General features: G+C 66.5%; 12 protein-coding genes. 8 read left to right on the forward strand and 4 right to left on the reverse strand.

The window, feature by feature from the left end:
* Position 1: 1 nt before the first annotated feature.
* The 6 genes from ACXJLH_RS00450 to purL all read left to right on the forward strand — a co-directional run bounded on the left by ACXJLH_RS00450 (position 2) and on the right by purL (position 8403).
* Positions 2-286, forward strand: a complete 285-nt coding sequence (locus ACXJLH_RS00450) for an FAD assembly factor SdhE (protein ID WP_457325957.1) — start codon at positions 2-4, stop codon at positions 284-286.
* A gap of 33 nt (positions 287-319) precedes the next feature.
* The gene (gene gltA / locus ACXJLH_RS00455; RefSeq protein ID WP_457442123.1) at positions 320-1630 is read left to right on the forward strand and encodes a citrate synthase; all 1311 of its coding nucleotides are present in this window, start codon (positions 320-322) and stop codon (positions 1628-1630) included.
* Between the two features lie 74 nt (positions 1631-1704).
* Positions 1705-2628, forward strand: coding sequence for a ribokinase (locus tag ACXJLH_RS00460; protein WP_457355101.1), 924 nt, complete (start codon positions 1705-1707; stop codon positions 2626-2628).
* A 19-nt stretch (positions 2629-2647) separates the two neighbouring features.
* On the forward strand, positions 2648-3958 hold the full coding sequence (locus tag ACXJLH_RS00465) for a TRZ/ATZ family hydrolase (protein WP_457442124.1): 1311 nt from the start codon (positions 2648-2650) through the stop codon (positions 3956-3958).
* Positions 3955-4362, forward strand: coding sequence for a hypothetical protein (locus ACXJLH_RS00470; RefSeq protein WP_457394652.1), 408 nt, complete (start codon positions 3955-3957; stop codon positions 4360-4362). The genes ACXJLH_RS00465 and ACXJLH_RS00470 overlap by 4 nt, the downstream gene beginning before the upstream one ends.
* A 75-nt stretch (positions 4363-4437) precedes the next feature.
* The gene (gene purL / locus ACXJLH_RS00475; RefSeq protein WP_457442125.1) at positions 4438-8403 is read left to right on the forward strand and encodes a phosphoribosylformylglycinamidine synthase; all 3966 of its coding nucleotides are present in this window, start codon (positions 4438-4440) and stop codon (positions 8401-8403) included.
* Here the strand turns inward: purL and ACXJLH_RS00480 are convergent.
* From ACXJLH_RS00480 to ACXJLH_RS00495, 4 genes are all read right to left on the reverse strand, one after another.
* Positions 8400-8861: an SRPBCC family protein gene (locus tag ACXJLH_RS00480; protein WP_457355093.1), complete on the reverse strand. Its 462-nt coding sequence runs from the start codon at positions 8859-8861 to the stop codon at positions 8400-8402. The genes purL and ACXJLH_RS00480 overlap by 4 nt on opposite strands.
* On the reverse strand, positions 8858-9211 hold the full coding sequence (locus ACXJLH_RS00485) for an ArsR/SmtB family transcription factor (protein WP_457442126.1): 354 nt from the start codon (positions 9209-9211) through the stop codon (positions 8858-8860). The genes ACXJLH_RS00480 and ACXJLH_RS00485 overlap by 4 nt, the downstream gene beginning before the upstream one ends.
* Entirely contained in the window at positions 9180-9854 is a 675-nt protein-coding gene (locus ACXJLH_RS00490) for a glutathione S-transferase family protein (RefSeq protein ID WP_457442127.1), read from the reverse strand. Before ACXJLH_RS00490 ends, ACXJLH_RS00485 begins: the two co-directional genes overlap by 32 nt.
* Before the next feature lie 112 nt (positions 9855-9966).
* A complete protein-coding gene (locus tag ACXJLH_RS00495; RefSeq protein WP_457442128.1) occupies positions 9967-11298 on the reverse strand; it encodes an MFS transporter in 1332 nt (443 codons plus the stop codon).
* A 114-nt stretch (positions 11299-11412) separates the two neighbouring features.
* Between ACXJLH_RS00495 and cyoA the strand changes: the two genes are divergently transcribed.
* Both cyoA and cyoB read left to right on the forward strand, forming a co-directional pair.
* Positions 11413-12489, forward strand: coding sequence for a ubiquinol oxidase subunit II (cyoA, locus tag ACXJLH_RS00500; protein WP_457442129.1), 1077 nt, complete (start codon positions 11413-11415; stop codon positions 12487-12489).
* 9 nt (positions 12490-12498) lie between these two features.
* Positions 12499-14523: a cytochrome o ubiquinol oxidase subunit I gene (gene cyoB / locus ACXJLH_RS00505; RefSeq protein WP_457442130.1), complete on the forward strand. Its 2025-nt coding sequence runs from the start codon at positions 12499-12501 to the stop codon at positions 14521-14523.
* Positions 14524-14530: the final 7 nt, after the last annotated feature.

Below are 14530 nucleotides of genomic sequence, written 5' to 3' on the forward strand. Positions count from 1 at the left end.
GATGGCTGAAGCAGTAGAGGCCCTGATCGCTGAAATGATCGACGAACGCGCGCTGTCCAAGCTGCGCTGGCGCTGCCGTCGGGGCCTGCTCGAGAACGACATTTTCATCGAGCGCTTCTTCAATCGTCATCCCGAAGGCATCAGCCTCAGCCATGCCGAAGGCCTGACTGCGTTGATGGACCTGGCCGACAACGACCTTTTGGATCTGTTACTGCGCCGCAAGGAACCCAGTGGTGAAATCGACACCATTGCCGTGCGAGGCGTGCTCGCCGATCTGCGCACCTGACTCCAGTTTTTCAAAGCCTCAAAGGACTGCACCATGACCCCGTCCGACGTGAAAGCCACCCTGTCGTTCTCCGACGGCAGTCCCTCGATGGACCTGCCCCTGTACAAGGGCAGCATCGGCCCGGATGTCATCGACATCCGCAAGCTCTACGCGCAGACCGGCAAGTTCACCTACGACCCCGGCTTCCTGTCGACGGCGTCGTGCAACTCCACCATCACCTACATCGACGGTGACAAGGGCGAGCTGCTGTACCGCGGCTACCCCATCGAGCAGCTCGCGGTGAACTGCGACTACCTCGAGACCTGCTACCTGCTGCTGTACGGAGAGCTGCCGAACGCGGCCGAGAAGGCCAATTTCGAAGACCGTGTGATGCACCACACCATGGTCAACGAACAGATGCAGTTCTTCCTGCGGGGTTTTCGCCGTGACGCCCACCCGATGGCCGTCATGACGGGCCTGGTGGGTGCGATGTCCTCGTTCTATCACGACAGCACCGACATCAATAACCCCGAGCACCGCGAGATCTCGGCCATCCGCCTGATCGCCAAGATRCCCACGCTCGTGGCCATGGCCTACAAGTACACCGTCGGCCAGCCCTACATCTACCCGAAGAACGACCTCAGCTACGCCGGCAACTTCATGCGCATGATGTTTGCCACGCCTTGCGAGGACTACAGCCCCAACCCGGTGCTGGTGCGCGCCATGGACCGCATCTTCACGCTGCATGCCGACCATGAGCAGAACGCGTCGACCTCGACCGTGCGCCTGTGCGGTTCGTCGGGCACCAACCCGTTCGCGGCCATCGCGGCCGGCGTGGCCTGCCTGTGGGGCCCCGCGCACGGCGGCGCCAACGAGGCCTGCCTGAACATGCTGGGCGACATCCAGAAGCAGGGCGGCGTTGCCCGCATCGGCGAGTTCGTCAACAAGGTCAAGGACAAGAACTCCGGCGTCAAGCTGATGGGCTTCGGTCACCGGGTCTACAAGAACTACGACCCGCGCGCCAAGCTGATGCGCGAGACCTGCCACGAAGTGCTGAGCGAGCTGGGCCTGGAAAACGACCCGCTGTTCGAGTTGGCCATGAAGCTGGAGAAGATCGCGCTGGAAGACGAGTACTTCGTCGCCCGCAAGCTCTACCCGAACGTCGACTTCTACTCGGGCATCGTGCAGCGCGCCATCGGCATCCCCGTGCCGCTGTTCACCGCCATCTTCGCGCTGGCCCGCACGGTCGGCTGGATCGCCCAGCTCAATGAGATGATCGGCGACCCCGAGTACAAGATCGGCCGCCCGCGCCAGCTCTTCGTCGGCGCCACGCCGCGCGACGTCAAGCCCATCGCCCAGCGCTGATCGCTGAACGACACTTAGCGCCTCATGCGAACCCCTCGGTCTTCCCGAGGGGTTCTTTCGTTTTGGGAACCCTGATGACCCGTCCTGAGATCCTCGTCCTCGGCAGCGTCAACCGCGACCTCATCGTGCATGCGCCGCGGCTGCCGCTGCCGGGCGAGACGCTGCGCGGCCAGCGCTTCGGCTCCTGCCTGGGCGGCAAGGGCGCCAACCAGGCCGTGGCCGCGGCGCGCCTGGGTGCCCGCGTGGCACTGGCTGCACGGGTGGGCCTGCTGGAGAACGGCGCGGCCATGGTGACCCAACTGATTGCGGAAGGCGTCGACACGCGCGCGATTGCCCAGCCAGCCGACGAGGTGCCCGGCGTGGCGCTCATCGTCGTCGGTGCCGAGGACGCAGAGAACCAGATCGTCACCGTCGCCGGCTCCAACGGCACGCTGCCGCTGGAGCAGGTCGAAGCCCTGGACATGGCGGGTCTGCGCTGGCTGGTCGCCCAGCAGGAGCTGCCGCTGCAGAGCGTCGCCCGAGCCTTCGAGCGCGCCCGCGCGGCCGGTGTGAAGACCGTGCTGAACGCCGCACCTTTTCGCGCCGGTTGTGAGGCTTTGTTGCCGCTGGTCGACCTGCTCGTCGTCAATGCGCTGGAAGCCCAGGCCCTGATCACGACGCTGGGCGGTGGCGCCGCCGAACCCGAGACGCTGGCCCGGGCCTTGCGCGCCAAGGGGCCGGCAGCGGTTCTCGTGTCGCTGGGCGCCGAAGGCCTGTGCTGGATCGACGCGGAAGGTGTCCGCCGCGTGCCCGCCCGTGTCGTGAAGGCCGTCGACACTGTCGGCGCTGGCGATACCCTCGTTGGGGCCCTCATCACCGCGTTGGCCGAGGGCCAGCCCATCGAGAACGCGCTCGCCTTCGCCCAGGCCGCAGCGGCCCTGGCCGTGTCCCGCGCCGGCGTGCAGGATGCGATGCCGCGCCGCGCCGAAGTCGAGCAACTCCTCACGCAAACAAACTGAATCCCACAAGGAGAACAAGATGCCCCAGACCCTGCTGCTGCCCCGCTGGATCCTGACCATGAAGGCCGGCGAAGACACGCTGGAAAACCACGCGCTGCTGATCGACGGCGAGCGCATCGCGGCCGTCGGCCCGCGCGAGACGCTGCTGGCCCAGTATCCCCAGGCCGAGCGCGTCGAGCTGCCCGAGCAGATCCTCATTCCCGGCCTCATCAACGCCCATGCCCACTCGGCCATGACGCTGCTGCGCGGCGTGGCCGATGACGTGCCGCTGATGGACTGGCTGCAGAACCACATCTGGCCGCTGGAGAAGAAGTGGGTCAGCGAGGAGTGGACGTATCTGGGCTCCAAGCTCGCGGCCGCCGAAGGCCTGCGCAGCGGCACGACCTATATCAACGACATGTACTTCTTCCCGACCGCGATGGCCCGCGCCGCCGTGGACTCGGGCGTGCGCGCTGCCGTGTCGATGAACGTCATCGACTTCCCGACCGGCTATGCCAGCGGCCCCGACGACTACATCGCCAAGGGCATCGCCGCCTACGAACAGTACAAGGGCGAGAAGCTGCTGGACTGGACGAGTGCGCCGCACGCGCCCTACACGGTGTCCGACGAGACCTTCATCAAGCTGCGCGACCTGGCCGAGAAGCTGGACATCCAGATGCATTGCCACATCCACGAGACGGCGGGCGAGGTGGAAGACGGTTTGAAACAGTTCGGCGTGCGGCCGCTGGAACGGCTGACTAAGCTGGGACTGATGAACGAACGCATGATCGCGGTCCATATGGTGCATCTCAATAACGAGGAGATCGAGCTGATGGCCAGGAACGGGGTGCACCTGGTGCACAACCCCAATTCCAACCTCAAGCTGGCCTCGGGCGTCATGCCGTTGAAGGCGCTGGAGGCCGCCGGAGTCAACACCGTGCTGGGCACCGACGGCGCGGCGTCCAATAATCGTCTCGACATGTTCGGTGAGATCCGCTCAGCAGCGCTGTTAGCCAAAGGCATCACGGGCGACCCGACGGTGGCCTCTGCGCGCACCGCGCTGGAGATGGCCACGGTGCGCGCCGCCAAGGCCATGGGCCGCGCCGACGACCTGGGCTCGCTGGAGGTCGGCAAGCTGGCCGACTGCGTCGCCGTGTCGCTGGACAGCATCGAATGCCAGCCCGTGTACAACGCCGCGGCGCAGCTTGTCTATGTTGCCGGCCGCGAGCATGTCAGCAATGTCTGGATCGGCGGCCGCCAGGTGCTGCGTGAGCGCCAGCCGGTCACCATCGATGTGCCGGCACTGATGGCCGAGGTGCGCGACGTCGTCGGCCGAATGAAAGCGCCATGACCAGAGCGTGGAGCCAGCACGGCCGCTTCAGCCTCAATTGGCGTGGCGATGTGCTGGTTCTGCGCCTTGAAGGGACCTGGAACGAGGTGGCCGCCACGCGGCTGCGCCAAGAGGGCGGCCGCCTGGCTCGTGAGCGTGCCGGCCGTCCCTGGGGCCTGCTGAGCGACACCGCCGCCTGGGAAGGCGCCACGCCCGAGGCGCTGGATGGCATCTGGGCCTTCTTCGAAGACGCCCTGGCCCATGACCTCGCCGCGGCGGCGACGGTCATCCCGGACAGTTTCCAGGCCCTCATCATCCAGCCGATGGCGGCCCGCGCCGCCACGCTGACCAACTTCCACGGCTGCGCCAGCGTCGCCGAGGCCGAGGCCTGGCTGCAAAGCCGCGGCCTGAGTCTGGGCGCATAGCCGGCGCAGGGCATCCTGCCGCCTAGAATGCTGGTTTCCCCTTACGCCGGCCGCGCGGCCCCGCCTCCCGACGCCATGACCCGCACCCTGCATCTGCAATGTTTCGAGGGCGGCAACGCCTTGTCCGCCTTCCGTGCCCAAGCCCTGCTGGGCCGGCTGCAACAGGTCAACGAGCGCATCAGCGCCGTCAGTGCCCGCGCGGTGCACTGGGTCTGGACGGACACGGCGATGGCCGGCGATGCGCACCAGCGCTTCGAGGCGCTGCTGACCTATGGCGAACCGGCCGCAGCTGCAGCCACCGGCGACCTCGTCGTCGTCGCGCCGCGCTTCGGTACGGTCAGCCCCTGGGCGTCCAAGGCCACCGACATTGCACGCAACTGCGGCCTGGCGCTCAAGCGTGTCGAGCGCGTCGTTGAATACCGCGTCTCGCTGAAGCCCGGCCTGCTCGGTGGTGCCAAGGCGCTGAGCGAAGCCGACCTGCAGGCCTGCGCCGAACTGCTGCATGACCGCATGACCGAGTCGGTCTGCTTCACGCGCGAGGCCACCGCCCATCTGTTCGACGAACGCACGGCCGAGCCGCTCGCGCATGTCGACGTGCTCGGCCAGGGCCGCGCAGCGCTGGAAAAGGCGAATGTCGAATTCGGCCTCGCGCTGTCCACCGACGAGATCGACTACCTCGACACCAACTTCAAGAAGCTTGGCCGCAATCCCAGCGACGTCGAGCTGATGATGTTCGCCCAGGCCAACAGCGAGCACTGCCGCCACAAGATCTTCAACGCAAGCTTCATCGTCGACGGCGAGGCCCAGCCGCTGAGCCTGTTCGGCATGATCCGCAACACCGAGAAGCTGAACCCGCAGCACACGGTCGTCGCCTACTCGGACAACGCCGCCATCATGGAAGGCCACGCCATCCAGCGCTGGATGGCCGCCGACGCGCCGGGCTCGGCCTACACGGCCCGCCCCGAGCAGGCCGAGGTGCTGATGAAGGTGGAGACGCACAACCACCCGACGGCCATCTCGCCCTTCCCGGGTGCGTCCACGGGCGCTGGCGGCGAGATCCGCGATGAAGGCGCCACCGGCCGCGGTTCCAAGCCCAAGGCGGGCCTGACCGGCTTCTCGGTGTCCAACCTGCATCTGCCGGGTTTGAACGAGCCCTGGGAGCAGAACCCCGTGGGCAAGCCGGCGCATATCGCGTCGGCGCTGCAGATCATGATCGAGGGCCCGCTCGGTGGCGCGGCCTTCAACAACGAATTCGGCCGGCCGAATCTGGCGGGCTATTTCCGCGTCTACGAGCAGACCGTGGACGGCGTGCGCCGCGGCTATCACAAGCCCATCATGATTGCCGGCGGCCTGGGCACCATCCGCTCGGACCTGACCCGGAAGATCGAGTTCCCGGCCGGCAGCCTGCTGATCCAGTTGGGCGGCCCGGGCATGCGCATCGGCATGGGCGGCAGCGCGGCTTCGTCGATGGCGGCGGGCACCAACACGGCCGACCTGGACTTCGACTCCGTGCAGCGCGGCAACCCCGAGATCGAACGGCGTGCGCAGGAGGTCATCAACCACTGCTGGGGCCTGGGTCAGGACAACCCGGTGCTGGCCATCCACGACGTCGGCGCGGGTGGCATCTCCAATGCCTTCCCCGAGCTCGTCAACGACGCCGGCCGCGGCGCGCGCTTCGATCTGCGCAAGGTGCCGCTGGAAGAGTCGGGCCTCGCCCCGAAGGAAATCTGGTGCAACGAGAGCCAGGAGCGCTATGTGCTGGCCATCGCGCCCGGCAGCCTGGATCGTTTTGCGGCGATGTGCGCGCGTGAGCGCTGCCCCTTCGCCGTCGTCGGCGTCGTCACCGAAGAGCGCGACCTGAAGCTGGTGGACGGCGACACCGAAGTCACCGACCACCCCATCGACATGCCGATGGACGTGCTGCTGGGCAAGCCGCCCAAGATGCAGCGCGACGTGACACGTGTGGTCCGCAGCGGCGGCGCGCTGGACCTGTCCGGCGTCAAGCTGGAGCAGGCCGCTTTCGACGTGCTGCGCCACCCGACCGTGGCCAGCAAACGCTTCCTCGTCACCATCGGCGACCGCACCGTGGGCGGCCTGAACCACCGCGACCAGATGGTCGGCCCCTGGCAGGTGCCGGTGGCGGACTGCGCCGTCACGCTGGCCGATTTCAACGGTTTTGCCGGCGAAGCCATGAGCATGGGCGAGCGCACGCCGCTGGCGTCCGTCAACGCGCCGGCTTCCGGCCGCATGGCCGTGGCCGAGGCCATCACCAACCTGCTGGCCGCGCCCTTCGAACTGCCGCGCGTGAAGCTCAGCGCCAACTGGATGGCGGCCTGCGGCGAGGCTGGTGAAGACGCGGCGCTGTTCGACACGGTCAAGGCCGTCGGCATGGAGCTGTGCCCGGCGCTGGGCATCTCGATCCCGGTCGGCAAGGACTCCTTGTCGATGCGCACCAAGTGGGATGGCCAACAGGTCACCGCGCCGGTGTCGCTGATCGTCACGGCCTTTGCCAGCATCGCCGACGTTCGCGGCACGCTGACGCCGGAATGGCAGCGCGAGGACTCGTGCGCCATCCTCATCGACCTCGGCCAGGGCCAGCACCGCATGGCCGGATCGATCCTGGCGCAGACGCTGAACCAGTTCGGCGCCGACGTGCCCGACCTGGACGAGCCCAAGCTGCTGGTTTCGCTGGTCAATGCCATCAACGAACTGCGCACCGAGAGCAAGCTGCTGGCCTATCACGACCGTTCGGACGGCGGCCTGTGGGCGGCTGCCTGCGAAATGGCCTTTGCTGGCCAGACCGGCCTGAGCCTGAACGTGGACATGCTGGTCACCGAAGGGGACGGCATCAGCGACAGCCGCGCCGACATGGGCGACTCCAAGAACTGGGCCGCCCAGGTCAGCGCCCGTCGCGAGGAGCTGACGCTGCGCGCGCTGTTCAGCGAGGAACTGGGCGCGTTGATCCAGGTGCGCGCGGCCGACCGCGACGCCGTCATGCAGGTGCTGCGCGCGCATGGCCTGTCCAAGCATTCGCATGTCGTGGCCAAGCCGAATGCGGCGCGACAGATGGAAGTCTGGCGCGATGCGAAGAAGGTCTTTGCTGCTGATCTCACGGCGCTGCAGCAGACCTGGGATGAGGTGAGCTGGCGGATCGCCAAACTGCGCGACAACCCGGCCGGCGCCGATGCTGAACACGCGGCGGCTGGCAAGGCGGATGACCCTGGTCTGCACGTGCACCTGACGTTCACGCCCGAGGCGCCCTTCATCAGCACGGGCGCGCGCCCCAAGGTCGCCATCTTGCGCGAGCAGGGCGTGAACTCGCATGTCGAGATGGCCTATGCGATGTCGCTGGGCGGCTTCGACAGCTTCGACGTGCACATGAGCGACCTGCAGTCGGGTGCCGTCAAGCTGGACGCCTTTGCAGCCTTCGTCGCTTGCGGCGGCTTCAGCTATGGCGACACCCTGGGCGCCGGCGAAGGCTGGGCGCGCAGCATCATGTTCAACCCGGTGCTGACCGAGCAGTTCCGTGCCTTCTTCTCCCGCTCCGACACCCTGGCCCTGGGCGTCTGCAACGGCTGCCAGATGCTGGCCGCACTCGCGCCCATCATCCCGGGCGCCGACGCCTGGCCGCGCTTCACGCGCAACCAGAGCGAGCAGTACGAGGCCCGCCTCGCGTTGGTCGAGGTGCTGGATTCGCCCAGCGTCTTCTTCAAGGGCATGGCCGGCAGCCGCGCGCCCATCGCCGTCGCTCACGGCGAGGGTTTTGCGAACTTCGCGCGCCAGGGCGATGCAGCCAAGGTCATCCAGGCCATGCGCTTTGTCGACAACCACGGCCAGGCGACCGAGGCCTATCCGTTCAACCCGAACGGCAGCCCGGGCGGCTTGACCTCGGTGACGACGGCTGATGGCCGCTTCACCGCGCTGATGCCTCACCCCGAGCGTGTCTTCCGCAACGTGCAGATGAGCTGGACCAGCGGCGACCGCGCGCTGCACAGCCCTTGGTTGCGAATGTTCCAGAACGCGCGCAAGGCGTTCGGTTAAGCGGCGTCGACTTCGAGCAACAGCCGGTCGAGGCCTTCTTCGGTGCCACGCCGGCGCTGCTCCAGGTCCTGGTGCCCGTCGAGATAGGCGAGCTGCTCGGTCAGCTTCAGCGTCGAGCCCGCGGGGGTGTTGGCGAACTCCACGGTGACGAGTGAGGCCGACAGCGCGCGGCCGTCTGCCGCCATCGAGTAGGCGAAGACGATGCGCGCCTGCGGCACGATGTCCAGGAACAGCTTGTCGACGGCGAGCTGGGTACCGTCGGGCAGGGCGCTGCGGTAGATCTCCTGCCCGCCGGGGCGGAAGTCCATGCTGAACTCCGTGGCGTTCATCTCGGCATGGCAGTCGGACCAGCGCTGCTTGGTGGCCGGGTCGGCCCAGGCGGCGAACACGCGGGTGGCCGAGGCCTTGAAGCGGCGCTCCAGCACAAAGCTGGTGTGGGCGGCGGGAGTCGTCGTCACGGTGGGTTGTCCTGTTCTTCGAGAAGGGCTTCAAGGGCATCGAACTGGCGGTGCCACATCGCCTTGCGCTCGGCGACCCAGGCTTCCAGGCCGCCAAAGGCATCCGGCGCGATGCGGTAAGTGCGCACGCGACCGGCCTTGTCCGATTGCACAAGGCCGCCCGCTTCCAGTGCCGCCAGATGCTTCAACGCCGAGGGCAGGGCGATGTCCAAGGGCTTGGCGAGGTCCGACACCGAGGCCGGCCCGCGGCTGAGCTGGTCGACCATGGCGCGCCGGTTGCCATCCGCCAGCGCCGCGAAGAGGCAGTCCAGCCGAGCGTCAGTCGGCGAGGAAGCGAGCGAGGAGGGCATGACGCAGAGGGTAGTACTGGAAGACCGGGCGAGCCTCGACGATGCAGCGCCAGACCGAGGGGCGGGCGAGCAGGCGCTCGAAATAGGCGTTGAGCTTGGCGTGCGCGGGCGAGAAGGGCCGCACGATGGCGGCATAGAACAGAGCCGGTGCAGCCGCGCAATCGGCCATCGTGAAGGACTCGCCTGCTGCCCACTCGCGGTCGCCGAGGCGGCTTTCGATGAGGTCGTAAGCCAGCCCCAAGTCGTTGACCGCGCCGGTCAGCGTGGCCGCGTCGCGCTCGGCCTCGGGGCGCAGCTGCTGGGCGATGAAGCGCTGCATGGGCGTCATCACGTGCAGGTCGAAGACGCGATCCCACAAGCGCACCTCCAACTGCGCCTCGAAGTCATCGGGCAGCAACTGCACGCGGCCCGGGTGGCGGCGGTCCAGGTATTCGATCTGGATGGAGGTCTCGGGCACCACGCGGCCCCCGTCGACCAGCAGCGGGATCTTGGCCGTGGGCCAGAGCGCTGCATAGGCCGTGCGTGCCGCCGGGTCGCCGAGATTGACATTGCGGGCTTCGAACGGCGCACCGTTCTCGTAGAGGGCGATCAGGACCTTCCAGCAGTAGGAGGACAGCGGGTGGTAGTGCAGGGTCAGGGACATGGCGGCTCTAAAGTTTCCGTGATGGCTAAGTGTATGGAAACTTTCAGATAAAGGAAACTGTCGCGCCAAAATAAAGGCGGGCCAGAGCCCGCCTTTGCCGGAGCGCGGGTCCTCAGTCTTGAACGACGGCCGCCGCCTGCAGCCGCTTGTTCACCCGCAGCGCCACCAGCGTGCAAACCACGCCCGACAGCAGGTAGAGGCTGAGCGACACCAAGCCGAAGCGCGAGGACAGGAAGAGGGCCACGACGGGCGCAAAGGCCGCGCCCAGCAGCCAAGCCATGTCGGCCGTCAGCGCCGCGCCGGTGTAGCGGAAGTGCGGCAGGAAGTTGGACGTCACCGAGCCTGCGGACTGGCCGTAGGACAGGCCCAGCAACACGAAGCCGATCAGGATGAAGGCGGCCTGGCCGGGTTTGCCGCCGCCCAGCATGAAGGGGGCGAACAGCGCGAACACGCCGATGGCCAGGGCCATGGTGCCGAGGTAGCTGCGCCGGCCGATCTTGTCGGCGATCAGCCCGGACATGGGCATGGCCACGGCAGCGAAGGCCGCACCGAGCAACTCCATCTTCATGAAGTCCTCGATCCCCTCGGTGCCGTACAGCGCCACCCAGGACAGCGGGAACACGCTCACCAGGTGAAAGAGGGCATAGCTGGCCAGGGCGGCAAAGGCGCCGATGACGATGTGGTGGCCCTGGGCCGGCAGCAGCTCGCGCAGATAGGCGGGGTCGAGTTCCTGCTCTTCCATGCGCTTCTCGTACTCGTGCGTGACGACCAGGCGCAGCCGGGCGAACAGCGCGACGACGTTGATCGCGAAGGCCGTGAAGAAGGGGAAACGCCAGCCCCAGGAAAGGAAATCCTTGGCGTCCAGGCTGCCGAACACGTACAGGAACACGCCCGAGGCGACGAAGAAGCCCAGTGGCGCGCCGAGCTGGCCCAGCATGGCGTACCAGCCGCGGCGGTCGGGCGGCGCGTTCAGCGCCAGCAGCGAGGGCAGGCCGTCCCAGGAGCCGCCCAAGGCCAGGCCCTGGCCGACGCGGGCCAGCGCCAGCAGCCAGATGGCCGCGCTACCGGCTTCGGCATATCCGGGCAGCAAGCCCATGCCGACCGTGGAGCAGCCGAGCAGGAAGAGGGCGGCGGTCAGCTTGGCGGAGCGGCCGAAATGGCGCTGGATGGACATGCCAATCAGCGTGCCGACCGGTCGGACGACGAATGCCAGCGCAAAGACCAGGAAGGCGTAAAGCGTGCCGGTCAGGCGGTCGGCAAAGGGGAAGAAGACCTGCGGGAAGACCAGCACCGAGGCGATGCCGAAGACGAAGAAGTCGAAATACTCCGACGCGCGGCCGATGATGACGCCGACTGCGATATCGCCGGGGGCGAGATCCTCGTCCGTCCGCGTGGTCACGGGACCGGAATTGGGGTGATGGAAAGTACTACCTGCAACTGCCATTTCGGGCTTGTCTCCGTCTGTGCCTTGGACAAAATGTCCAATCGTTGATTTACCTCAATCAACTTACATTCCATCGCTGCGAGCAAGATCGTTAACCCTTGCGCGCGCCTCAGGATGTACCCCAACAAGTCTCTCCTCAACAGCGCCCTGGTCTTGTCAGCCAGCTTCGCTTTGTCTGGCTGCGATTGGATCGTGATGAAGCCGCATGGCGACATCGCGCAACAGCAGGCCCAGCTCATCGTCACATCCACGCTGCTGATGCTGCTGATCATCGTCCCGGTGATCGCGTTGACGCTGCTCTTTGCATACCGTTACCGCCAGTCCAATGAGGAGGCGACGTACGCGCCGGACTGGGATCATTCCACGCGCCTGGAACTCGTCATCTGGGGCGCGCCGCTGCTGATCATCATCGCGTTGGGCGCCATCACCTGGATCAGCACCCACAAGCTCGACCCCTTCCGCCCGCTGGACCGCATCGCCGAGGGCAGGCCCGTCGCCGCCGACGTGAAGCCGCTGGAGGTCTATGCGGTGTCCATGGACTGGAAGTGGCTGTTCATCTACCCCGAGCAGGGCATCGCGACCGTCAACGAACTGGCCGCGCCGGTGGACCGCCCCATCCACTTCCGCTTCACGTCGACCTCGGTGATGAACACCTTCTACGTGCCCGCCCTGGCCGGCATGATCTACGCGATGCCGGGCATGGAGACCCAACTGCACGCCGTCATCAACAAGGCCGGCGTCTATGACGGCCTGTCGGCCCAGTACAGCGGTGCCGGCTTCTCGGACATGCGCTTCAAATTCCACGGCCTGACGGACGAAGAGTTTGCGCGCTGGGTCGACGGCAACAAGGCCGGCGGCAACACGCTGACCCGTGCCGACTACCTCAAGCTCGAGCAGCCCAGCACCAAGGAGCCCATCCGCCGCTTCGCCAGCGTCGAGGCTGGCCTTTGGAGCGCCATCGTCGACCGCTGCGTCGACGGCAAGAAGATGTGCGCCAGCCAGATGATGGCCATCGACGCAGCCGGCGGTGCCGGCAAGGGCGGCGTGGCCAGCACGATGCGCAGCCCCTGGCGCGATGCCGAAGGGAACAAGCGCGACCGCATGGTGGTGGCCGCGCTGTGCACGCCGACCAACCTGCTGGGCCTGCCTGTCGAAGCCCCCGAGGCTTCACCCGTCGCGCTGAAGAACTGAGACCGACCGATGTCCAATCCCGTCGTTGCCCAACACCAGACGCTCGATCAGCTGCATCCCATCCTCGGCCGCCTCGGCTGGGACTCGCTGCCGCTGCACGAGCCCATCCTCGTCGCCACCTTCATTGCCGTGGTGCTGGGCGGCGCGCTGGTATTCGCGCTGATCACCAAGTTCCGCCTCTGGGGCCATCTGTGGACCGACTGGATCACCAGCATCGACCACAAGAAGATCGGCATCATGTACATCATCCTGGGTGTCGTGATGCTGCTGCGCGGCTTCGCGGACGCGCTGATGATGCGCGCCCACCAGGCCATGGCCTTCGCCGACAACGCCGGTTTCCTGCCGCCGCACCACTACGACCAGGTCTTCACGGCCCACGGCGTCATCATGATCTTCTTCGTCGCGATGCCCTTCGTGACCGGGTTCATGAACTATGTCGTGCCGCTGCAGATCGGCGCACGCGACGTGGCCTTCCCCTTCCTGAACAACTTCAGCTTCTGGATGACGGCCGGTGGCGCTGTGCTGGTCATGATCTCGCTGTTCATCGGCGAGTTCGCCAAGACCGGCTGGCTGGCCTATCCGCCGCTGTCGGGCATCCTGGCCAGCCCCGACGTGGGGGTGGACTACTACCTGTGGTCCCTGCAGATCGCGGGCGTGGGCACGACGCTGTCGGGCATCAACCTGATCGCCACCATCATCAAGATGCGCGCGCCGGGCATGACGATGATGAAGATGCCCGTCTTCACGTGGACGTCGCTGTGCACCAACGTGCTCATCGTCGCGACCTTCCCCGTGCTGGCCGCAACGCTGGCGCTGCTGACGGCCGACCGCTACCTCGGCACCAACTTCTTTACCAACGACCTTGGCGGCAACGCCATGCTCTATGTGAACCTGATCTGGATCTGGGGCCACCCCGAGGTCTACATCCTGGTGCTGCCGGTGTTCGGCATCTTCTCGGAAGTGGTCTCCACCTTCAGCCGCAAGAAGCTGTTCGGCTACGCGTCCATGGTCTACGCGACGGTGGTCATCACCATCCTGTCCTACCTCGTCTGGCTGCACCACTTCTTCACGATGGGCTCGGGCGCCAGCGTGAACAGTTTCTTCGGCATCACGACGATGATCATCTCGATCCCGACGGGCGCCAAGATCTTCAACTGGCTGTTCACCATGTACCGCGGTCGCATCAAGTTTGAGGTGCCGATGCTGTGGACGGTGGGCTTCATGATCACCTTCACCATCGGTGGCATGACGGGTGTGTTGCTGGCCGTGCCGGCGGCCGACTTCGTGCTGCACAACAGCCTGTTCCTGATCGCCCACTTCCACAACGTCATCATCGGCGGCGTGGTGTTCGGTGCCTTCGCCGGCATCAACTACTGGTTCCCCAAGGCCTTCGGCTTCCGCCTGGACGCCTTCTGGGGCAAGGTCTCGTTCTGGTGCTGGTTCATCGGCTTCTGGGTCGCGTTCACGCCGCTGTACGTGCTGGGCCTGATGGGCATCACGCGCCGTGTCAGCCACTTCGATGACGTGACGCTGCAACCCTATTTCGTCGTCGCCGCCATGGGTGCGGGCATCGTGGCCTGCGGTATCGGTGCCTTCCTGGTGCAGATCGCCGTCAGCATCTGGCGCCGCAAGGAACTGGCCGACACGACGGGCGACATCTGGGGTGGCCGCACGCTGGAATGGTCCACGTCTTCGCCGCCGCCGGACTACAACTTCGCCTTCACGCCCATCGCCCATGAGATGGACGCCTGGCACGACATGAAGCAGCGCAATGCCGAGCGCCCTCGCCAAGGCTTCGTGGCCATCCACATGCCCAGGAACACCGGCGCCGGATTCATCATCGCCATGCTGGCCACGGCCATGGGCTTCGCGCTGATCTGGCATATGTACTGGATCGCCGCGGCGAGCTTTGCGGCCACCGTCATCGCGTCCATCGTCCACACCTTCAACTACGACCGCGACTTCCACATCCCGGCCGATGCGGTGACCCGTACCGAGGACGAGCGCACCCGCGCGCTTGCATCCGCTGCTTGACCGGGAT

The organism is Roseateles sp. P5_E4, assembly GCF_054049255.1.

Bases quoted from the DNA above. Each gene is read 5' to 3' on its own strand.
- ACXJLH_RS00470 (WP_457394652.1), top strand. From the start codon at position 3,955: ATGACCAGAGCGTGGAGCCAGCACGGCCGCTTCAGCCTCAATTGGCGT.
- cyoA (WP_457442129.1), top strand. From the start codon at position 11,413: ATGTACCCCAACAAGTCTCTCCTCAACAGCGCCCTGGTCTTGTCAGCC.
- cyoB (WP_457442130.1), top strand. From the start codon at position 12,499: ATGTCCAATCCCGTCGTTGCCCAACACCAGACGCTCGATCAGCTGCAT.
- purL (WP_457442125.1), top strand. From the start codon at position 4,438: ATGACCCGCACCCTGCATCTGCAATGTTTCGAGGGCGGCAACGCCTTG.
- ACXJLH_RS00490 (WP_457442127.1), bottom strand. From the start codon at position 9,854: ATGTCCCTGACCCTGCACTACCACCCGCTGTCCTCCTACTGCTGGAAG.
- ACXJLH_RS00460 (WP_457355101.1), top strand. From the start codon at position 1,705: ATGACCCGTCCTGAGATCCTCGTCCTCGGCAGCGTCAACCGCGACCTC.
- ACXJLH_RS00495 (WP_457442128.1), bottom strand. From the start codon at position 11,298: ATGGCAGTTGCAGGTAGTACTTTCCATCACCCCAATTCCGGTCCCGTG.
- ACXJLH_RS00450 (WP_457325957.1), top strand. From the start codon at position 2: ATGGCTGAAGCAGTAGAGGCCCTGATCGCTGAAATGATCGACGAACGC.
- ACXJLH_RS00465 (WP_457442124.1), top strand. From the start codon at position 2,648: ATGCCCCAGACCCTGCTGCTGCCCCGCTGGATCCTGACCATGAAGGCC.
- ACXJLH_RS00485 (WP_457442126.1), bottom strand. From the start codon at position 9,211: ATGCCCTCCTCGCTCGCTTCCTCGCCGACTGACGCTCGGCTGGACTGC.